18 protein-coding genes are annotated in these 21322 nt (G+C 70.4%); 7 read left to right on the top strand and 11 right to left on the bottom strand.

Annotated elements, in window-relative coordinates; translation table 11 throughout:
• The first annotated feature begins 19 nt into the window (after positions 1-19).
• A complete protein-coding gene (locus HII36_RS41800) occupies positions 20-796 on the top strand; it encodes an Fpg/Nei family DNA glycosylase (protein WP_173528887.1) in 777 nt (258 codons plus the stop codon).
• On the opposite strand, the gene HII36_RS41795 is transcribed toward HII36_RS41800, so the two are convergent.
• The 8 genes from HII36_RS41795 to HII36_RS41760 all read right to left on the bottom strand — a co-directional run bounded on the left by HII36_RS41795 (position 793) and on the right by HII36_RS41760 (position 11626).
• Positions 793-1149, bottom strand: a complete 357-nt coding sequence (locus tag HII36_RS41795; RefSeq protein WP_091084154.1) for a helix-turn-helix domain-containing protein — start codon at positions 1147-1149, stop codon at positions 793-795. The two genes, HII36_RS41800 and HII36_RS41795, sit on opposite strands and share 4 nt — an antisense overlap.
• A gap of 301 nt (positions 1150-1450) precedes the next feature.
• Positions 1451-1939: a CinA family protein gene (locus HII36_RS41790; RefSeq protein ID WP_173528886.1), complete on the bottom strand. Its 489-nt coding sequence runs from the start codon at positions 1937-1939 to the stop codon at positions 1451-1453.
• 5 nt (positions 1940-1944) lie between these two features.
• Complete coding sequence (pgsA, locus tag HII36_RS41785; protein ID WP_173528885.1) at positions 1945-2517, bottom strand: CDP-diacylglycerol--glycerol-3-phosphate 3-phosphatidyltransferase; 573 nt, start codon at positions 2515-2517, stop codon at positions 1945-1947.
• 79 nt (positions 2518-2596) lie between these two features.
• Positions 2597-4003: a 30S ribosomal protein S12 methylthiotransferase RimO gene (gene rimO / locus HII36_RS41780; protein WP_173528884.1), complete on the bottom strand. Its 1407-nt coding sequence runs from the start codon at positions 4001-4003 to the stop codon at positions 2597-2599.
• A 46-nt stretch (positions 4004-4049) separates the two neighbouring features.
• Positions 4050-4805 carry a helix-turn-helix domain-containing protein gene (locus HII36_RS41775; RefSeq protein WP_173528883.1) on the bottom strand — a complete coding sequence of 252 codons (756 nt, stop codon included), beginning with the start codon at positions 4803-4805 and terminating at the stop codon, positions 4050-4052.
• A 77-nt stretch (positions 4806-4882) separates the two neighbouring features.
• Positions 4883-7399 carry a DNA translocase FtsK gene (locus tag HII36_RS41770; protein WP_173528882.1) on the bottom strand — a complete coding sequence of 839 codons (2517 nt, stop codon included), beginning with the start codon at positions 7397-7399 and terminating at the stop codon, positions 4883-4885.
• Between the two features lie 70 nt (positions 7400-7469).
• Positions 7470-8090, bottom strand: coding sequence for a response regulator (locus HII36_RS41765; protein ID WP_173528881.1), 621 nt, complete (start codon positions 8088-8090; stop codon positions 7470-7472).
• On the bottom strand, positions 8087-11626 hold the full coding sequence (locus HII36_RS41760; protein ID WP_407940859.1) for a HAMP domain-containing protein: 3540 nt from the start codon (positions 11624-11626) through the stop codon (positions 8087-8089). Before HII36_RS41760 ends, HII36_RS41765 begins: the two co-directional genes overlap by 4 nt.
• A 69-nt stretch (positions 11627-11695) precedes the next feature.
• On the opposite strand from HII36_RS41760, the gene HII36_RS56080 reads away from it, so the two are divergent.
• Complete coding sequence (locus HII36_RS56080) at positions 11696-14152, top strand: SpoIIE family protein phosphatase (RefSeq protein ID WP_217370621.1); 2457 nt, start codon at positions 11696-11698, stop codon at positions 14150-14152.
• A 12-nt stretch (positions 14153-14164) separates the two neighbouring features.
• Here HII36_RS56080 and HII36_RS41740 read toward each other — a convergent pair whose 3' ends face one another.
• On the bottom strand, positions 14165-15124 hold the full coding sequence (locus HII36_RS41740; RefSeq protein ID WP_173528879.1) for a LacI family DNA-binding transcriptional regulator: 960 nt from the start codon (positions 15122-15124) through the stop codon (positions 14165-14167).
• 40 nt (positions 15125-15164) lie between these two features.
• Positions 15165-15959: an NAD-dependent epimerase/dehydratase family protein gene (locus HII36_RS41735; protein ID WP_173528878.1), complete on the bottom strand. Its 795-nt coding sequence runs from the start codon at positions 15957-15959 to the stop codon at positions 15165-15167.
• A gap of 137 nt (positions 15960-16096) precedes the next feature.
• Here HII36_RS41735 and HII36_RS41730 point away from each other — a divergent pair, with 137 nt between their 5' ends.
• From HII36_RS41730 to HII36_RS41710, 5 genes are all read left to right on the top strand, one after another.
• Positions 16097-17404 carry a sugar ABC transporter substrate-binding protein gene (locus HII36_RS41730; RefSeq protein WP_173528877.1) on the top strand — a complete coding sequence of 436 codons (1308 nt, stop codon included), beginning with the start codon at positions 16097-16099 and terminating at the stop codon, positions 17402-17404.
• Positions 17401-18330, top strand: coding sequence for a carbohydrate ABC transporter permease (locus tag HII36_RS41725; protein WP_173528876.1), 930 nt, complete (start codon positions 17401-17403; stop codon positions 18328-18330). Before HII36_RS41730 ends, HII36_RS41725 begins: the two co-directional genes overlap by 4 nt.
• Entirely contained in the window at positions 18327-19187 is an 861-nt protein-coding gene (locus HII36_RS41720; protein ID WP_173528875.1) for a carbohydrate ABC transporter permease, read from the top strand. Before HII36_RS41725 ends, HII36_RS41720 begins: the two co-directional genes overlap by 4 nt.
• A 61-nt stretch (positions 19188-19248) precedes the next feature.
• Positions 19249-20010, top strand: coding sequence for an IclR family transcriptional regulator (locus HII36_RS41715; RefSeq protein ID WP_236004444.1), 762 nt, complete (start codon positions 19249-19251; stop codon positions 20008-20010).
• Positions 20011-20022: 12 nt separating this feature from the next.
• Complete coding sequence (locus HII36_RS41710) at positions 20023-20931, top strand: 5-dehydro-4-deoxyglucarate dehydratase (protein ID WP_173528873.1); 909 nt, start codon at positions 20023-20025, stop codon at positions 20929-20931.
• Between the two features lie 46 nt (positions 20932-20977).
• Here the strand turns inward: HII36_RS41710 and HII36_RS41705 are convergent.
• Positions 20978-21322, bottom strand: a 345-nt coding sequence (locus HII36_RS41705; protein WP_173528872.1) for a discoidin domain-containing protein, incomplete at its 5' end; no start/stop codon positions are given.

Raw genomic sequence — 21322 nt, 5'->3', positions numbered from 1 at the left:
CCCTTCCTAAACTGGAGTCATGCCAGAGGGAGACGCCGTCTACCGCACCGCCCTGCGGCTCCGCGGCGCGCTCGACGGCCGCGTCCTCACCAGGTCCGACTTCCGTGTCCCCCGCCACGCCACCGCCGACCTCTCCGGCCGCCGCGTGCTCACCACGGTCTCACGCGGCAAGCACCTGCTCACCCGCGTGGAAGGCGGCCTGACCGTGCACACGCACCTGCGCATGGACGGAAGCTGGCAGATCATGCCGGCCGGTCGCAGAACGGCCCCGGGCGACCAGGTGCGTCTGGTCCTGGCCAACGAGCAGTGGCAGGCCGTGGGCGTGAAGCTGGGCATGGTGGATCTGGTCAGGACGTCGGACGAGCCGCGCCTGGTCGGTCATCTGGGCCCGGATCTGCTGGGCGCGGACTGGGACGTCCGGGAGGCCGTGCGGAGGCTGCGGCAGGCGCCTGAGCGCACGATCGGGGAGGCGCTGCTCGATCAGCGCAACCTCGCGGGCATCGGCACCATCTACCGCGCCGAGACCCTGTTCCTGCGGGGCGTGAACCCGTGGCGGAGGGTCGGCGAGATCGAGGATCTGGAGGGGCTGGTGGGGCTGGCGCAGCGACTGCTGGACGCCAACAAGACGAATGCGGGCACGGTGACCACAGGTGATCGCCGCCCGGCGAGCCAGACCTGGGTCTATGGCAGGGCTGGAAGACCCTGTCGCCGATGCGGCACCCGCATCAGCCGAGGGGAGATGGGGGCGCAGCCACAGGAACGGCTGATCCTGTGGTGTGGCGGCTGCCAGCCTTAGGCAGCCACCATGTCCTTGACTTCGGGGAACACGGAGTCGGAGATCGACCCGGGAACCGTCTCGGCAAGGGGCAGTCGCTCGTGCTCGGGCACGTCGGCGAGCACCGGCGCGGCCTGGAGTTCGGCCAGCGCGAACTGGTCGGACACCTCACGCAGCACCTGCGAAAGCGGCACTCCGAGCGCGCCGCAAATGGACGCGAGCAGCTCGGACGAGGCTTCCTTCTGGCCGCGTTCCACCTCGGACAGGTAGCCGAGCGAAACACGCGCCAGCGTGGAGACCTCTCGTAGCGTGCGTCCCTGCCGCACCCGCAACCGCCTCAGCACGTCTCCGAGCAGCTGACGCAGCAAAATCATCTGTCGCTCCCTCCCCGGCGTGGAGGACTTCACCACGCCCCGCGCGATCGGATCGTGCCGCACATTGGTCTTCTTGGCTTCGTACATACTCCTCGCCGTCATCATGGGGCGCCGCCGCCCCTGGCCTGACGCTCGTGGATCACTGTAGGACTCATTCGGGCGTGTCCCATTCGGCCCGCCTGCCGGGCGCTCGCTGCTTGCAGTTGGCTCACGGACCTCACTCACAGCTCCACCGTACCCGTATCCACCGACACCGCGTCAGACCGTGCTTCGCATGTTCGCTCGGGACGTAACACGGTAATCACCCGGAATGTTCCCCCATGTTCGCCTTCAGCACACCTGCGAGGAGATCTACGGCCTCGTCCACCGTCTCTACCCTGATACGTTCGCGCGATCCCTTAAGCCGCAATTCCCTGACCCAAATTCCCCCGGTCTGGTCAGCGACGGCCACGTGCACGGTGCCCACGGGCTTGCCGTCCTGGGGTTCCGGCCCGGCCACCCCGGTCACCGCCAGCCCGTACGTGGCCCCGCACAGCCGCGCCACCCCGCCGGCCATGGCCGCGGCCACCTCCGGATGCACCGCGCCCTCCCGGCGCAGCAGCTCGTCAGGCACCCCCAGCAGCGCGTGTTTCAGCTCAGTGGCGTACGAGATCACCCCGCCCCTGAACGCCCTGGACGAGCCCGACACGGACGTGAACGCGGCCCCGATGAGCCCCCCGGTCAGCGACTCGGCCACGGCCACCGTGGCCGAGTTGCGCACCAGCAGGTCGAGAACTCCGGCCACGTCCATCGAGATCACTCCCCGCGGGCCTGCCTGGCCACTTGCCGCAATCTGATCGCTCTGACCACATAATCGACCCCGGTGCCGACGGTGACCAGGAGCGCCGCCAGCATCGTCACCCAGCGCAGCCAGTCGGGCACCCAGGGCAGCAGATACAGCACGATGGCCGCGATCTGCAGCACGGTCTTGACCTTGCCGCCGTAGCTGGCCGGGATGACCGCGTGCCGCAGCAACATGAACCTGAGCAGCGTGATGCCCAGCTCACGGCCCAGGATCACGATCGTGACCCACCACGGCAGCTCGTCCAGGATCGACAGGCACACCAGCGCCGCCCCGATGAGCGCCTTGTCGGCGATCGGGTCGGCGATCTTCCCGAAGTCGGTGATGAGGCCGTAGCGCCTGGCCAGCTCACCGTCGAGGTGGTCGGTGAGCGAAGCCACCCCGAACACCGCGAGCGCGGTCAGCCGCCAGCCCGTGCCCGGCAGGAAGAGGCAGACGACGAAGAAAGGGACGAGCGCCAACCTCAGGACCGTGAGGACGTTGGCGATGTTCCACGGACTGACCACGCGGCGCTCGTCCTTGGTCACGAGACGGCCTCCGGAGTGAGCATCGCAGGGAGCGCCAGCGACCGAGGAGCGGAGCGCAGGAGGCTGTCGGGAAACACAGTCATGGACCGGCCTTGATGCGCGCGATCAGGTCGACGCCCTCGGCGTCGACCACGACTGCCCGCACGATCTGCCCCCTGACCAGACCGATGCCCTGGACGGTGACGGAGCCGTCGACCTCGGGACCCTGGTGGGCGGCGCGGCCCTCGTAGCCGCCGTCGCCCAGGTCGTCGTCGATCAGCACGTCGACCTCGGTGCCGATGCGCTCCTCCGCGCGCTGCGCGCTCAGTTCCTCGGCCAGCTCGGTGAGCACGCGCACGCGCTCGTCGATGACCTCCTGGTCGAGCTTGCCCGGCAGCGTGGCGGCCTCGGTGCCGTCCTCGTCGGAGTAGCCGAAGACGCCGATGACGTCGAGCCTGGCCCGCTCCAGGAAGCCGACCAGCTCGCCGAACTCCTCCTCGGTCTCGCCGGGGAAGCCGACGATGAAGTTGGAGCGCACGCCCGCCTCGGGCGCGCGCTGCCGGACCGTCTCCAGCAGCCCGAGGAACCGCTCGGGGTCGCCGAAGCGCCGCATGCGGCGCAGCACGCCGCCGCTGGCGTGCTGGAAGGACAGGTCGAAGTAGTCGGCCACGCCCGCGGTGCCGGTGATCACCTCGATCAGGCCCGGACGCAGCTCGGCCGGCTGCAAGTAGCTGACCCGCACCCGGTCGATGCCCTCGACGGCGGCGAGCTGGGGCAGCAGCTTCTCCAACGCCCGCAGGTCGCCCAGGTCCTTGCCGTAGGAGGTGGAGTTCTCGCTCACCAGGACGAGCTCGCGCACGCCGCGGTGGGCCAGCCAGTCGGCCTCGGCCAGCAGTTCGTCGGGGTTGCGCGAGACGTACGCGCCGCGGAAGGCCGGGATGGCGCAGAACGTGCAGCGCCGGTCGCAGCCCGAGGCCAGCTTGAGCGAGGCCACCGGGCTCTCGTCGAGCCGCTTGCGCAGCACGCGCGGCCCGCTGGCGGGCGCGAGCCCGTCGGGCAGGTCGCCGTGGCCCGGGATGTGCGCCTGGTGCGTGCCGCGCTCGACCGGCGAGATGGGCAGCAGGGTGCGGCGGTCGCGCGGCGTGTGCGGCTTGAGCGGCTTGCCGGCCAGCACGTCGTCGAGCCTGCCGCCGATCTCGGCGTAGTCGTCGAAGGAGATGACCGCGCTGGCCTCCGGCAGAGCCTCGGCCAGCTCGTTGCCGTAGCGCTCGGCCATGCAGCCCGCGGCGACCACCTTCGCGCCGGAGTCGGCGGCGGCCAGCAGCGTGTCGATGGAGTCTTTCTTGGCCGAGTCAATGAAGCCACACGTGTTGACGACGACGACGTCTGGGTCGTCGTCGCCCAGCTGCCAGCCGGCAGCTTCGAGTCGCGCGGCCAGCTCTTCCGAGTCGACCTCGTTGCGCGCGCAGCCCAGAGTGATCAGCGATGCGGTTCGGCGGGATGACATGGTGAACACTACGGTATCGGGAGTTGGCCACCACCCGATGCACGGCCTACCTAGGTGGCGGCGTGGGCACCCCGAACGTGCGGCGCACTATTTCGCCGCGACGGCCCACCTTTCCCATGTCCTTGCCGTTGACCTGCAGGAACACGGCGCCCGCGTCGCCGAGCAAGACATTCATCCGTTGTGGCGACCGCCACGTTGAGATCTTGCCCGCCTTGAGTGTCCCGGAGAACAGCTTGCGGCCCTCGGCGTCACGGACGGTGACGAACGAGGAACGCTTGGCCTGGACCCTGACCACGACCATGTTCCTGGTGCTCTGGGCGGCCCTGGCCGGGCTCGCCGTGACGGTGGCCGCCGGGCTGGGCGTGGGCACGCCCGAGGCCGGGTTCACCTCGGCGGCGGGCAGCCGGTCCCCCGCGCCGCCCACGACTCTGATCACGCCGAACACCACCACGATGGCCAGCGCCACGCCGAGCGCCATCGTCCAGTTGGGCCCGTGGCGCTCACGCAGGTTGAGTTGTCTGTCGGCCTGGAACACCGAGGCGGCGCGCACCGGTTGCGGCGCGCCGCCGTGTTGCTGGTCGAACAGGTGGACGGTGGCCTCGGGGTCGAGCCCCACGGCCTTGGCCACGGCCTTGAGATGCCCCCTGGCGTAGAACCCGCCACCGCATTGGCCGAAATCATCCTGCTCCATCGCCTGGATGATCGGCACGCGGATGCGAGTCGCCTCGCTGACCTGCGCAACCGTCAAACCCGCCGACTGCCTGGCCGCTGCCAGCGCGGCTCCGATGCTCTGCTCCTCCACGGCGATCGCCTCCCCACCACGACAATGCGTAGTGGTACACATTCAATCAGTTACCGGCGCGGAAGCACGCATTGGGGTCATTCGCCACGCAGGTCGGCCAGCAAACCCGGCAGGTCGTCGGGCTTCACCAGCACCTCGCGGGCCTTGGAGCCCTCGCTGGGGCCGACCACGCTGCGGCTTTCGAGCAGGTCCATCAGGCGCCCGGCCTTGGCGAAGCCGACCCTGAGCTTGCGCTGCAGCATCGAGGTGGAGCCGAACTGGGTGGTCACGATCAGCTCGGCGGCCTGGATGAGCAGGTCGAGGTCGTCGCCGATGTCCTCGTCGATCTCCCGCTTGACGGGCGCGGCGGCCACGTCGTCGCGGTATTCGACCTGCATCTGCGTCTTGCAGTGGGTGACGACCTCGGCGATCTCCTTCTCCGAGACGAACGCGTTCTGGATGCGGATCGGCTTGGACGCCCCCATCGGCAGGAACAGCGCGTCACCCTGGCCGACCAGCTTGTCGGCGCCCGGCTGGTCGAGGATGACCCGCGAGTCGGTCACCGACGACACCGCGAACGCCAGCCTGGACGGCACGTTGGCCTTGATCAGGCCGGTGACGACGTCCACGGAGGGCCGCTGGGTGGCGATCACCAGGTGGATGCCGGCCGCGCGGGCGAGCTGCGTGATGCGCACGATGGAGTCTTCGACGTCGCGCGGGGCGACCATCATCAGGTCGGCCAGCTCGTCCACGATCACCAGCAGGTACGGGTAGGGCTGGTAGACCCGCTCGCTGCCGGGCGGCGGCTGGAGCTTGCCGGCCCGCACGGCCCGGTTGAACTCGTCCACGTGCCTGAACCCGGAGGCGGCCAGGTCGTCGTAGCGGCGGTCCATCTCGCCGACCACCCATTCGAGGGCCTCGGCGGCCTTCTTCGGGTTGGTGATGATCGGCGTGATGAGGTGGGGGATGCCCTCGTAGACCGAGAGTTCCACCCGCTTGGGGTCGACCAGCACCATGCGCACCTCGTCGGGCGTGGCCCGCATGAGGATCGAGGTGATCAGGCCGTTCACGCAGACGGACTTACCGGCGCCGGTGGCGCCCGCGATGAGCAGGTGGGGCATCTTGGCGAGGTTCGCCACGATGGTGCGGCCCTCGACGTCCTTGCCCAGGCCGACGATCATCGGGTGGTGGTCGGCCTGCGCCACCTGGGCCCGCAGCACGTCGCCGAGCGCCACCAGGTCCTTGTCGGCGTTCGGGATTTCCACCCCGATAGCCGACTTGCCAGGAATGGGCGACAAAATCCGGACGTCGGCCGACTTGACGGCGTAGGCGATGTTCTTGGTGAGCGCGGTGACCTTCTCCACCTTCACCGCCGGGCCCAGCTCGATCTCGTACCTGGTCACCGTCGGGCCCCGGGTGAAACCGATCACCTGCGCGTCGATGGCGAACTGCTCCAGCACGCTGGTCAGCGCGTTCACCACGGTCGTGTTGGCCTTGGTCTGCGGCTTGGGCGCGGTGCCCGGCTTGAGGTGCTGCAGGTCGGGCAGGCTGTACGGGCCGGCCTGCGGCGACAGCACGAGCTGCTCGACCTTGCGCGGCGCGGGCGTGGGATGCGGCGGCTCCGGCTTGGCCTCGGCGGCCACGGCCGGCGTGGCCTCCTCGTCGGTGAGCCCGGGCACGATCTCCGGCGAGTGGTCGGCCAGCCGGTCCTTCTCCGAGATGACCGGCGTGTCGTACGGCTTGACCGACTCCCCGGCCGCCTCGCCCTCCGCCTTCTTGGCCCGGACCCGCTTCTTCGGCGGGGCCGTCGCCTGGTCGTTCTCCGCGTGCCGTTCGAACAGCAGGTGCTTGAGCTCGCCCAGCCGCTCGGGGATGCGGTGCACCGGCGTGGCGGTGATCACCAGGACGCCGAACCCCGACAGGATCAGCAGCAGCGGGATCGTGATCCACGGCGGCAGGATGCTCATCAGCGGCGCCGACACGATGAACCCGACGATGCCGCCCGCCTGCGACACGTTGTCCATGCCGTTGGCCGCGTCGTCCGGCGCCGGGTACGGCGTGCCGTTGGCGACGTGGATGACCCCGAGCACGCCGACCAGCAGCGCGGCCCAGCCGATCACCATCCGCCCGGTGTCGGCGTTCTGGTCGGGGTGGCGCAGGTAGCGCCAGGCCAGCAGGCCGAGCAACAGCGGCAGCGCCCAGGCCAGCGAGCCGAACACGCCGCGCACCGCCGCGTTGACCACGCCGGAGACCGCGCCGTCGGCGTTGCGCCAGGTCATCGCGGCGACCACGATCGCGCCCGCGAGCACGGTCAGGCCCATGCCGTCGCGCCGGTGCGCGGGGTCGAGCTCGCGGGCGTTCTTGCCCAGCGCGCGTGCGGTGCTGCCGATGCCGTTGGCGAGCAGCATCCACAGCCCGACGATCAGCTTGCCGATCATCGTGAAGACCCAGCTGATCGGGTCCTGATGCGCTACCGAAGGCTTGCGGCTCGACGCGGTGCCCTTCGCCCTCGGGCGCCCCGCGGACGCGGCCCCCCTCTTCGCGGGGGTCGAGCGTGCCGAGGTCGACCGCTTCGCCGGCCCCTTCGATGCGCTTTTCGGCGTACGGGTGGCCATGATGCCAAAGGTACGACGGAGACACCCGCCAACGCGCGTCGGCTCGCCGAGTGTCCGAAATGTCGGAAACTTAGCTCAGGCCGGGCCGCGCGCTCGTGGCGACCGCGTCGAACGCCGCCTGCATCGCCGACACCCGGTCGGCCAGATCCTTGATCGCATCGCGCAACCCCTCGTCGTCGGAGCAGGAACCGCCCAGGTCGACCAGCCGCGCCTCGACCGCGCCGAGCCGCTGCGCGAAGTCCGTCAGCACCTCGTCGCTCTGCACCAGCCTGCCCAGCAGCTCGGTCTGCTCCATCAGCACCGCGCTCTTGCGGAACAGTTCCAGGAACACCGCCACCTTCGACCTGAGCACCCACGGGTCGAACGGCTTGGTCAGATAGTCGACCGCGCCCACCGCGTAGCCGCGGAAGGCCGCGCCGGAGCCCGGCTCGGTGCCGGTCAGGAAGATGATCGGCACGTCGCGGGTCTGGTCGAGCCGCTTGATGTGCGCGGCGGTCTCGAACCCGTCCATGCCGGGCATCAGGACGTCGAGCAGCACGACCGCGAAGTCGTGCCTGAGCATGAGCTTCATCGCCTCCTGCCCCGACCTGGCCTTGAACAGCCGCTGCTGCAACGGCCGCAGCACGGCCTCCAGCGCGATCAGGCTCTCCTCGTTGTCGTCCACCAGCAGGATCTTGACCTGACGGTTCATGCGCCGCCCTCCCTCTCCCCAGCGAGCCATCCGCGCATCACGTCCAGCAGATGATCGAGGTCCACGGGCTTGGGTACGTAGTCGGACGCGCCGCAGGCGATCGTCTTCTCCCGGTCGCCCGGCATGGCCTTGGCCGTCAGCGCGATGATGGGCAGGTCGGCGAACCTGGGCATCTGACGGACGGCGGCCAGCGTCTCGTAGCCGTCCATCTCCGGCATCATCACGTCCATCAGGACCAGCGCGATCTTCTCCTCGCGTTCGAGCGCCTCGATGCCCTCCCGGCCGTTCTCGGCGTAGACGACCTCCATGCCGAGCCGGCCGAGGACGTGGGTCAGCGCGTAGACGTTGCGGATGTCGTCGTCCACGATCAGCACCCGGCGGCCGTCGAAGGCGGCCCTGTCGCCAGGTTCGGCGAGCGTGGCCACCGACTGCCACAGGTCCTCGCCGCTGTCGGGGGCGTGCCAGTCGGCGTGCGGCGGGGGGACGCGCTCGACCAGCTTGCGCGGCGGCTCGGGACGCCAGCCGGTCTCTTCGAGCTCGCCCGGCTCGCCGGTGACCGTGGAGGTCAGGCAGCGGGCCGGCACGTACAGCGTGAACGTGCTGCCGACGCCGGGCCGGCTGCTGGCCTGGATCTCGCCGCCGAGCAGCCGGGCGATCTCGCTGCTGATCGACAGGCCGAGCCCGGTGCCGCCGTATTTCCTGCTGGTGGTGCCGTCGGCCTGCTGGAAGGCGCCGAAGATGACGGGCAGCTTGTCCTCGGCGATGCCGATGCCGGTGTCGCTGACCGCGAAGGCCACCACGAGTTCGGCGACGTCCTTCAGCACCGGGCGGTCGTGGCCGGCGGCCGACACCTCCAGCCTGACCTCGCCCGACGAGGTGAACTTGACCGCGTTCGACAGCAGGTTGCGCAGGATCTGCTGCAGCCGCCGCTCGTCGTGGTAGAGCTCGCGCGGCGCCCCCGCCCTGACGTCGATCTCGAACGTCAGCCGCCGGTCCACGGTGAGCGGGCGGAACGTGGCGTCGACGTAGTCGAGCAGCTTGCTGAGCGGCAGCCGCTCGGGACGCACGTCCATCCGGCCGGCCTCGATCTTGGACAGGTCGAGGATGTCGTTGATGAGCTGCAGCAGGTCGCTGCCCGCGTTGTGGATGGTGGTGGCGAACTCCACCTCCTGCACCGACAGGTTGCCCTCGGGGTTGTCGGCCAGCAGCCTGGCCAGGATCAGCAGGCTGTTGAGCGGCGTGCGCAGCTCGTGCGACATGTTGGCGAGGAATTCGGACTTGTAGCGCGAGGAGGTGGCCAGCAGGTGCGCCTTCTCCTCCAGGGCCGCGTTCGACCTGCGCAGCTCGGCCTGCTGGCGCTGCAGCTCGTCGGAGCGGCCCTGCAGCTGCTGGGCCAGCCGCTGCGACTCCGACAGCAGCGACTCGGTGCGCGCGTTGGCGATGATCGTGTTGATCGCCACGCCGATGGTGACCACGAACTGGTCGAAGAAGGCCAGGTGCACGTCGCTGAACCGGCTGAACGAGGCCAGCTCGATCACCCCGAGCACGGTGTTCTCGAACACGATCGGCAGCACGACCACGCTGAGCGGCGCGGCCTCGCCCAGGCCGGTGCGCACCTTGATGTAGCCGGGCGGCACGTCGTCGAGCAGGATCCGCTTGCGTTCCAGCGCGGCCTGCCTGATCAGGCCCGGGCCGGTGGCGGCCGGGTCGGGGAGCACGTCGTGGGCGGCGCCGTAGCCGGCGATGAAGGCCGGCGCGCCGTCGCGCGAGTCGGGGTCGGCCAGGAAGAACGCCCCGTACTGGGCGCTGACCAGCGGCGTCAGCTCGCGCAGGATGAGGTCGGCGACCTCGACCAGGTCGCGGTGGCCCTGCATGAGCCCGGCGATGCGGGCCAGGTTGCTCTCCAGCCAGTCTTTCGCCCGGGTGGTCTCGCGCAGGTTGGCCACCATGAGGTTGACGTTGTTCTTCAGCTCGGCGACCTCGCCCTTGGCCTCGACGCTGATCGAACGGCTCATGTCGCCCTGGGCGACCGCGCTGGCCACCTCGGCGATGGCGCGCACCTGGGTGGTGAGGTTGCCGGCCAGCTCGTTGACGTTCTTGGTGAGCCGTTCCCAGGTGCCGTAGACGCCCTCGACCTCGGCCTGGCCGCCCAGCCTGCCTTCCGATCCGACCTCCCTGGCCACCCGCGTGACCTCGGACGAGAACGACGACAGCGTGTCGACCATGGTGTTGATCGTGGTCTTGAGCTCCAGGATCTCGCCCCGGGCGTCGACGTCGATCTTCTTGGACAGGTCGCCGTTGGCCACCGCCGTCGCGACCTGGGCGATGTTCCTGACCTGGCTGGTCAGGTTGGAGGCCATGAAGTTCACGTTGTCCGTGAGGTCCTTCCAGACCCCGCTCACCCCGCGCACCCGGGCCTGACCGCCCAGCCTGCCCTCGGTGCCGACCTCGCGGGCCACCCTGGTCACCTCGTCGGCGAAGGCGGACAGCTTGTCGACGGTGGCGTTGATGGTCTCCTTGAGCTGCAGGATCTCGCCCCGCGCGTCCACGGTGATCTTCTTGGACAGGTCGCCGTTGGCGATGGCCGTGGTGATCATGGCGATGCTGCGTACCTGGCTGGTCAGGTTCGAGGCCATGAAGTTGACGTTGTCCGTGAGGTCCTTCCAGGTGCCGAGCACGCCCTTCACCTCGGCCCGGCCGCCGAGCTGCCCCTCGGTGCCGACCTCGCGGGCCACCCTGGTCACCTCGCTGGCGAACGCCGAGAGCTGGTCGACCATGGTGTTGACGGTCAGCTTCAGCTCCAGCAGCTCGCCGGTGGCCTCGACGGTGACCTGCCTGGTCAGGTCGCCTCTGGCCACGGCCGTGGTGACGACCGCGATGTCGCGCACCTGGGCCGTCAGCCGCCCGGCCATGGCGTTGACCGCCTGGGTCACATCGCGCCAGCTGCCCGACATGCCCTGCACCTTGGCCCGGCCGCCCAGCCTGCCCTCGGTGCCCACCTCGCGCGCCACCCTGGTCACCTCGCCGGAGAACAGCGCGAGCTGGTCGACCATCCGGTTGACCGCCTTGCCCATGAGCCGCAGCCCGCCGCGCAGCGGCCGGTTGTCCTCCTGCAGGTCGACCCGCTGCGACAGGTCGCCGTCTGCGACCGCGTTGAGCACCCTGGTGGCCTTGGCCGCCGGGATGACCAGCGCGTCGATCACCGCGTTGGCCGCCGCGACGCCGGCCGCCCAGCTCCCTGTGCCCGGGCTGGGCGACAGCCGCTCGTCGAGCCTGCCGCGCCTGGCGACCTCGCCGCGCACCCGGCTCAGCTCCCCGACCAGGTGCTCGTTGCGGTCGACGACCTGGTTGAAGGTGATGACCAGCTCGGCGACGAACGGATCGCCGGGCACTTCCAGCCGGTCGCGGAAGTTCCCGTCGCGCAGCCCCTGCAGCGCGGCGAGCAGCGGACGGAGGTCCGCCGCGTGAAGAGTTCCCGGCGTCATCGGGGGATTCATCTGGGCGACCATGGCGGCCTTCTTCACAAGTCCAGGCATCAACGGCCCTCAGTCTGCCACTCTGAGAGTGACCGAACTGCCACATCGAGTGATGTTCTAGGACGCAGAGTGGACACGACCAGGGTGTCGAGTACGGCATTCGACGGCACTCCCCATGCCCCAGCCCACGCACGGCGATTCGTCCGCCAGGTGCTCGGCGAATGGCGCCTCAGCCATCTCGCCGAGGACGCCGTGCTGCTGACCAGCGAACTCGTCACCAACGCCGTGGTGCACGCAGGCACCGGCATCGAGCTGACGTGCCGGCTGGACACCGACGACCATCCGGCCAAACTGGAGATCGAGGTCGACGACCACCACCCGGGGCGGGCGCTGCCGTCCGAGCCTCCCCCGGCCGAGTCGCTGGCCACCTCGGGCCGCGGGCTGGCGCTCGCGGGCATGCTGGCCGACGCCTGGGGGGTGACCTACACCAGGAGCGCCAAGCGGGTGTGGGTGCGGATGGAGCTGTCCGAGTGCGCCGACGGCTCGATCGCGCCGCCGGGTCCCGCGCCCGCGGCCGTCGCCGCGCCGGCCGAGACCCTGCACCTGGCGGTGGTGGTCTGCGACGACGACGGGTACGTGGTCTCGTGGAACGGCGAGGCGGAGCAGCTGCTCGGCTGGCGGGCCGGCCAGGCGGTGGGCATGCCGTTGAAGGAGCTGGTGGCCTGGCGCGGGCACGGCACGTACGGGCTGTCGCTGACCGACACGCTCGGCCTGGGCCGCTGGCGGGGCGAGACCAGGATGCGGCACATCGACGGCGGCCTGGTCCCGGTCTACGTCTCCCACCTGCGCACCCGGGGCCGGGCCACGGATCGCAGGTCGATCTGGCTGGTGGTGGGCAGCGACCACCGGTACGTGCTGGCCTCGCCGCCCACGCCGATGCGCCGCGAGGCGGGCCGCCGGATCAAGGACCTGCTCGACCGGGACCGGCCGTTCACCGAGTTGCTCGACACGATCGCGCAGATCGTCCAGATGTCCAGCGGCGGCGACGCGGCGTACGTGCTGCTGTCGGCGGAGGGCGGCAACAGGTTCGGCGTGGCGGCGGGCGCGGGCGGCACGGCGGGGCTGGTCGGGGTGGTGGCGGCCGGGGTGTTCGGCCCGGAGCGGCAGGCGCCGGCGCTGATCGACGACCTGCTGGGCGCGGACGTCGAGCTGGCCCAGCAGCTGCGGGCCAGGTCGCTGGCGTGCGCGCCGCTGCTGGTGGCCGGGGAGGTGACGGGCTACCTGGTGGTGACGGCCGCCCAGCCGGGCCGCTTCGACCAGGAGCTGACGGTCAGCCTGCAGCACATCGCCGACCAGGTGGCCGGCCCTGTCCAGCGTGAGCGGCTGGCCGAGCAGGAGCGGGCGCATCGCGGGCGGCTGTCGTTCCTGGCCGAGGCGGGCGAGCTGCTGGCCGGGGTGCACGACGAGGAGCTGATCGCGGCGCTGACCGCCCAGCTCGTGGTCCCCAAGATCGCCACCTGGGCGGCCGTCTACCTGACCGATCTGGCCGGGATGACCAGGCTCGCGCACGTGTGGCACAGCGAGGAACGCAACAACGGCGCGCTGCGCAAGTCGCTGCCGGCGATCCCGCGTTCCGCGCTGTCGGACGTGAGCTGGCCGGTCGGCCCCGAGACCGTGCTGGCGTTCCCGCTGCTGACGCAGGGCCGCTCGCACGGCGCGCTGGTGATCGGGCGGGGCGAGCCGACGTTGCCGCTGGAGCTGGCCGACCTGCTGGCCGACCTGTGCCGCCTGGTCGCGCTGAACCTGCACACGGCCATGCTCTACGCCCGTCAGGCCACCACGTCGCGGGTGCTGCAGCGCAGCCTGCTGCCGGTGCGGGTGGCGCCGATGCCGGGGCTGGAGTCCGCTGTCGTCTACGAGCCGGCCGAGGAGGGCGCGGACGTCGGCGGCGACTTCTACGACCTGTTCACGGTGGCCGACCACTGGTGTTTCGCGCTCGGCGACGTGTGCGGCAGCGGCCCGGAGGCGGCCGCGGTGACCGGGCTGGCCCGCCACGCGGTGCGGCTGCTGGCCAAGGAGCACTACACGGTGGCCGACATCTTCGACCGGCTCAACCAGGCGCTGCTGGACGAGGGCGAGGAGGGCAGGTTCCTCAGCCTGCTGTGCGGCGAGCTGACGCCGCTGCCGCAGGGCGGCGCGCTGTGCACGATCGCCTCGGCCGGTCACCCGCCGCCCCTGCTGCTGCGCAAGAACGGCCTGGTCGACCCGATGGCCACGCCGCAGCTGCTGCTCGGCATCGAGGGGGGCGCGCGCTTCTACGTGGAGACGTTCGAGCTGGCGCCCGAGGAGGTGCTGCTGTGCGTGACGGACGGGGTGACCGAGCGGCGCGACGGCGACCGGCTGCTCGACGACGACGACGGCCTGGCCAGGCTGCTGTCGGGGTGCACGGGGCTGAGCGCGCACGCGGTGGCCGAGCGGGTGCGCCAGGCGGTCGACTCGTTCGCCGCCCAGCCGTCGCAGGACGACGTCGCGCTGCTGGTGCTCAAGGCCACGGCCACCAGGCACACGGGCATCGGCCCGGTGTGAGCGCCTGAGACCTCACGCCTGCCGGGGGGCGGCCGTCGACTCGCGGACGATCAGCGCGGTCTCCAGCGTCACCAGCGCGCCCTCGCCCTGCAGCAGCAGGTCGACGGCCAGCCGCCCGGCGGCCGCGGCCGGCATGGTGACGGTGGTCAGCTTGGGCCGGTTGAGCCTGCCCGGCAGGATGTCGTCGAACCCGATCACGCTCACCTCGCCGGGCACGGTGACGCCGAGCCCGGCCAGCCCCTCGATGAGGCCGAGCGCGACCAGGTCGTTGTAGGCCAGCACGCCGGTCACCCCGGACGCGGCCACGTCGCCGGCGACGGCCAGCCCGCCTTCCTCCGTGGGCTGGTTGGGGCCGAGGAGCACCAGGTCGAGTCCGGGGGTCTCGGCGGCGGCCCGGCGCATCTCGTCGCTGGTCCACGAGCCGCTCGGCCCCGAGACCAATGCCACCTTGCGGTGGCCGAGCCCGATCAGGTGGTCGAGCGCCTGCGCGGCGCCCTGGCCGACGTCCATGAGCACGGCCGGCATGCCCTTGATCCGCCGGTTCACCACCACGAACGGCGTGTCCTCGGCCAGGCGCTCGATGGCCCGGTTCGACAGGCGCGGGCTGCACAGCAGGATGCCGTCCACCTGCTTGGCCAGGGTTCTGACCAGCTCTTCCTCGGCCCTGGGGTCCTCGTCGGTGTCGGCCACGAACACGTGGTAGTCGCGCTGCCTGGCCTGCGCCTGGGCGGCCTTGATGAGCGGCGGGAAGAACGGGTTGGCGATGTCGGCCACGATCAGGCCGAGGTTGAACGTGCGCCCGGTGGTGAGCGCCTGGGCGGCGCGGTTGGGCCGGTAGCCCAGGGCGTCGGCGGCGGCCAGCACCTTGCTCCTGGTGGCCGCGTTCACCAGGTGCGGCGCGGAGAACGTGCGGGACACGGTGGACACGTGCACGCCGCAGGCGCGGGCCACGTCCCTGATCGTCGCCGTCATCGTCACCCTCCGCCTCTGCCGGTGGGTCCCTAACCTAGCCTCACCATTTGCCCCCTAGCTCCCGCATGGTGAAGACGCCGCCCGCGCGGTCGTGCACCGGGTCGGACAGGTCGGGCTCGCCCTGCTCGGCGATGAGGGCGGCGGCCTGCGGCTCGGAGTCGTCGCGCGAGGTGTAGCCGATCGACTCGGCCGCCTTCAGCGACCACCAGCGGCGGGCGTTGTCCGACACGCCCCAGACCACGTGGAAGCCGGTCGCGGTCAGCGCGCACTCGACCAGGCGGGCCAGGTCGTCGGCGGAGATCCAGGTGGCCAGGCCGCGGACGTCGGCCGAGCCCTCGTTGCAGGTGCCGAGCCTGATCACGGTCACGTCCATGCCGAACCTGTCGTGGTAGAGGCTGCCCAGCGCCTCCATGACGACCTTGCTGACGCCGTAGAAGGTGTCGGGGCGGGGGAAGGCGTAGTCGGGCAGGTCAGCGCCGGTGCGCGGGCGGGTGTGGAAGCCGGCCGCGTGGTGGCTGCCCATCAGCGCCACGTGCCGGACGCCCTCGTTCCTGGCCGCCTCCAGCAGCACCTGGGTGCCGTTGATGTTGGCCTCGACGATGTCGGCCCACGGGTGCTCGCGGCTCTGGCCGCCGAGGTGGAGCACGGCGTCGACGCCCTTCATGGCCGCGGCCATGGCGGCGGGGTCGGTGAGGTCCGCGACGGCGGTCTCCTCGCCCGGCCCGGCCTCGAGGGGCGCGATATCGGAAATCCGCAGCGTACGGCCTTCCCGGGCGAGTCGGGGACGCAGCAACGTGCCGACTTTTCCGGCGGCGCCGGTCATGAGAATACGCATGCCTCAATCATGTACACGACTCTGTTCCAAATTCACATACTTGAATATTGCCCGTGACATGTGAGACTCGTTACGTTCACAGGAACATAGTCCAAATCCGCGACATGTGTCCACGTATGTGAACGGGAGGCGGTCTGATGTCACGTCGTTTACTCGGGGTCGCGCTGGCGACGACCCTGGCCGTAACGCTGACAGGCTGCGGTTCCGGGGGATCAGGGTCAGACAATGCGCTGGAGATCTGGATCAGGCAGCAGCCCGATTCCGACTCCGCGAAGACGGCGAAGAAACTCGCCGAGGCGTTCCAGAAGGCCACGGGGATTCAGGCGAAAGTCGTCGCGCTGTTCGACGACTTCGAGACCAAGCTGCAGCAGCAGGCCGCGCAGAAACAGCTTCCCGACATCGTCATCAACGACACCGCCCAGCTGGGCAACATGCAGAGCCAGGGCTGGCTGCGCGAGGTGGACAAGGCCGCGCTGGCGGGCGGCGACAAACTGTCGGAGCTGTCGTGGAAGGCGGCCACCGGCAGCGACGGCAAGTTCTACGCCGCGCCCTTCTCCGCCCAGGCGTTCGCGCTCATCGTGCGCAAGGACTGGCGCGAGAAGGTGGGCCTCCAGCCGCCCACGACCTGGGCCGAGCTGGCCGCGCTGGCCAAGGCGTTCACCGAGAAGGACCCCGACGGCAACGGGCAGCAGGACACCTCGGGCTTCGTCGTCCCCGGCGGCACCAAGCGCGGCTACGCCTCCTGGTACGCCTCCTCGCTCATCTACGCCAACGGCGGCGACTTCCTCAGGTCCGCCGGGCCCGGCAAGTTCGCGCCGATGACGAACGACCCCAAGACCGTGGAGGCCGTCACGTTCCTGCAGGAGCAGTTCTGCACGGCCAAGACGGTCAACCCGGGCGCGGTCAGCAACGACACCACCGTCACCCACGAGGTGTTCGAGAAGGGCCAGGGCGGCATCTACCTGGTCGGCCCGTACGTGCTGGCCAGGTTCGTCAAGAGCATCGGCACCGACAAGCTCGAGGTCGTCGCGGTGCCCAAGGGCCCCTCCGGCGGCCCGGGCACGCTGGGCGAGGGCGAGAACGTCTACCTGATGGCCGGTTCTGAGAACCAGGACGGCCAGAAGAAGTTCGCCGAGTACGCCATCTCCCCCGAGGGCCAGCGCATCGGCATGAACAAGGACGCGCCGGGTGCGATCGTCCGCCTGCCCGTCAACACGGGCGTGGACCTGGCGAGCGAGCGGCAGGACCCGCGCTGGAAGGTCTTCCAGGACGCCTACGCCGACGCCGTCTACGCCCCGCCGGTGCCGAACTGGGCGCCCATCAGGCAGACCTCGGCCGACGCCATCAACACGGTGTGGGCCGACTGCTCGGCCGACGTCAAGACCGCGATGGACGGCCTGAACACCGAGCTCACCCAGGAACTGCAGAGCCAAAAGGCATCATGACTCCGACACTCACGCGGGCGCGGAGCGTGACGGCGTCCCCCGGCTCCCCCGCCAAGCCGGCGCGGCGGCGGGGGACGCTGATCGCCTGGCTGTTCCTGGCGCCGGCCCTGCTGCTCTTCCTGTACTTCAAGTTCATCCCGATGGCGATGGGCCTGTGGAAGAGCTTCTTCAAGGTCCAGACGTACCTGGGCGACGAGTGGCGCGGCCTGGACAACTACCGCACGCTGCTCACCGACGACGAGTTCGCCGCCGCCGTGTGGCACAGCGCGGTCCTGGCGCTGGGCACCACGATCGGCTCGCTGGTGCTCGGCCTGGGCCTGGCGCTGCTGGTCGAGGGGCAGGCCCGCTACCTGTGGTTCGTCAGGACGGCGGCCTTCCTGCCGGTCGTCACCACGATGGCGGCGGTGGCCGAGGTGTGGCGGATCATGTTCCACCCGGGCGACACCGGGATGCTGAACGTGATCATCGGCTGGGTGGGCGTCGACCCGCAGCCGTGGCTGGCCGACGAGGACTCCTCGCTCTGGTCGATCATGCTGATGAGCGTCTGGCGGGGCACGCCGTACGACATGATGATCTTCGTGGCCGGGCTCGTCGGCGTGGACCGCACGCTGTACGAGGCGGCGGCCGTGGACGGGGCCTCGGTCCGGTCGCGGCTGCGCCACATCACGCTGCCCGCGCTGCGGCCGGTGTTCTGGATCCTGTTCACGCTGGCGGCCATTCGCGGGATCCGGGTGTTCGTCGAGGTGTACGTGCTGACCAACGGCGGGCCGAACGGCTCGTCGGAGGTGCTGATGACCCTGATCTACAAGCTCGGGTTCCAGAAGAACGACCTGGGCGTGGCCTCGGCGGGCGGGATCCTGCTGTTCCTGGCCACGCTGACGCTGACCCTGGTGGTGCAGGCGCTGCGGAGGAGGCAGGCCCGGTGAGGTTCGACAGCGCGTTGGGGCTGGAGTCGCGTAAGGGACCGCTGGCCACCGCGGCGAAGTTCGTGGTCTACGGGCTCACGGTGGTGGTCTTCACCGGGCCGCTCGTCGGGCTGCTGGTCAGCGCCTTCAACAAGACGCTCGACCCCACCGCCTTCTCGCTCTGGCCCGACGAATTCACCTTCGACAATTTCCTGCAGGCCACCGACAAGAACGTCTACCGCTACCTGTTCAACTCGTTCGTGGTGGTGGGATTCGGATTGTTGCTGCAGATGCTGGTGAGCGTGTTCGCCGCCTACGCGCTGGCGCGCAAGAAATTCCGCGGGATGACGTTCGTGTTGCTCATCATGCTGGCCACGATGATGTTGCCGGAGGAGATCATCGCGATTCCCCTCTCCCTGGTGCTCGCCGACATGCCGCTCATCGGCGCCAATCTCATCGGCACGTACGCCGGCATGATTCTCCCGGTTGGCGCCTGGGGCTTCTCCATTCTGGTGATGACCGAGTTCATGAAAGAGGTGCCGGTCGAACTGGAGGAGGCCGCCCGCATCGACGGCGCGGGCGAGTTGCGGATCTTCGCCACGATCATCCTGCCGCTGTGCCGGCCGGCGCTCGGCGTAATAGGCGTGTTCGGTTTCACGATGATCTGGGACCAGTACCTGCTGCCGCTCATCGTCGCGCCCGAGTCGAGCATGTGGACGCTGCCCATCGCGCTGCGCTCGCTCCGCTCGGACGAGGAGGTCGGGATCGGCGTGCTGCTGGCGTCGTCGCTGCTGGCGCTGCTGCCCTCGATCATCGCGTTCCTGGCCTTCCAGCGGCAGTTCATGCGCGGGCTGACCAGCGGCGCGATCAAGGGCTAGGTGTCCATGTATCTGGACGGTATCCAATATCCTGACACTCCGCAGCCGCCGTCGAGATGGGATGAGCATGGAGCCCCAGCTGGTCAAGTCCGCCGAGCGGACGGTACGCATCCTCGAAACCCTGGCCTCCTCCCACGACAGCCTCACGCTGTCGGAGCTCCAGCAGCGCACCGGGTTCCCGCGCAGCAGCCTGCACGCGCTGATGCGCACGCTGGTCGAGCTGAAGTGGGTGGAGACCGACGGCTCGGCCTTCGGCATCGGGCCGCACGCGCTGCTGACCGGCACCGCGTACCTGGACAAGGACCCGGCGCTGCCGTTCGCGCAGGAGACGCTGGAGGACCTGCGGGCGGAGATCGGGCAGACCGTGCACTTCGCCCGCAGGGACGAGGCGCACGTCCTGTACCTGGCCACCCGGGAGTCGCGCGACGCGCACCACGTGATCCCGCGCGTGGGCCGGCGCCTGCCCGCGCACGTCACCGCGCTCGGCCAGGTGCTGCTCGCGCAGCTCACCGACGACGAGGTCGAGGCGCTGCTGCCCAGGGAGCTGATCGCGCTCACCGAGCACACGATCACCGACCTGACGAAGCTGACCGGCGAGCTCGACCAGGTCCGCACCCGGGGCTGGGCCTACGAACGCGAGCAGGGCACGCCCGGCGTGGCGTGCGTGGCCGTGGCGGTCGACTACCGCATCCCGGCCACGGACGCGATCAGCGTCTCGATGCCGGCCGGGCTATCGCCCGCCGAGGTCGAGCCGGTCACCGAAGCGGTGATCAATCACACCCGCAAGCTGGCTGCCACTCTGCGCAGGGAGGGCATCCGCTAGAAAGGACCGTCGATGCGGCTAGATGGTGTTCTCTTCTTTCCCGTGACCCCCTTCGGCCCGGACGGCGACGTCGCCGAACCCGTGCTGGCCCGGCACGTCGCCGAGGGGGTCGCGGCCGGGGCGGGAGGAGTGTTCACCGCTTGCGGCACGGGTGAGTTCAACGCACTCGACCTCGGCGACTACAGCAGGGTCGTGGCCACCTCGGTGGCGGCGGCGGACGGCCGCGTCCCGGTCTTCGCCGGCGCGGGCGGCGCGCTGCCGTCCGCCAGGGCCTTCGCCCGCGCGGCCGCGGCGGGCGGGGCCGACGGGCTCCTGCTGCTGCCGCCGTACCTGGTCGGCGGGCCGCCGGCCGGGCTCGTCCGATACGTGCGCGAGGTGGCCGAGGCCGGCGGCCTGCCGGTGATCATCTACCAGCGCGGCAACGCCAGGTTCTCCCCCGAGGCGGTGGCCGAGCTGGCCGGCGTGCCCGAGGTGATCGGCTTCAAGGACGGGCTCGGCGACTTCGACCTCCTGCAGCGCATCATCCTGACCGTGCGCCGGGCCACGGACCGGGAGTTCCAGTTCTTCAACGGGCTGCCCACGGCCGAGCTGACCGTGCCCGCCTACCGCGGGCTCGGCGTGACCCTGTATTCGAGCGCGGTGTTCGCGTTCGCCCCGGAGATCGCGCTGGCCTTCTACAAGGCGGTGACCAGCGAGGACGAGGCGCTGACCGAGCGCCTGCTGACCGGGTTCTACCTGCCGCTGGTGGAGCTGCGCGACCGGGTGCCCGGGTACGCGGTGTCGCTGGTGAAGGCCGGGGTGCGGCTGCGCGGGCTGGCGGCGGGGCCGGTGCGGCCGCCGCTGGTCGATCCGTCGCCCGAGCACGAGGCGGAGCTGGCGGCGATCATCGCCACCGGCCTGGAGATCGCCGGGGCCGCCTGACCCGGGCGCTGCCGGGGTGCGTGATCGCACCCCGGCAGGCGGGGGGTCAGTACAGTTCCAGCTCGTTGATCGTGAAGCCGGCGTCGCCCGCGTACTGGCTCAGGTAGATCTGCAGGTAGCGGGTGGTCACGTCGACCGCGACCTCGTCCGTGCCGCCGTCGAGGCCGGTTCCGGCCTGGAAGGTGGACCAGCTGCTTCCGTTGCCGGAGCTGCGGAACTTGTAGCTCGTGCCGTGGCCGCCGCCCCATCTGACGACGATGCGGGTGATCCGCTGCGGGGCGCCGAGGTCGACGTACAGCCAGTTCGGCTTGGCGGTGGACGACTGCCAGGCGGTCGCCGGGTCGCAGTCCACGGCCAGGGCGGCGGTGGCGGGGTTGGAGTAGGCGGTGGC

This window comes from Nonomuraea antri (assembly GCF_013283785.1).
GTDB lineage: Bacteria > Actinomycetota > Actinomycetes > Streptosporangiales > Streptosporangiaceae > Nonomuraea > Nonomuraea antri.
Note: the sequence above shows the minus strand (reverse complement) of the source record. Positions and strands in the feature narration are given on the sequence as shown.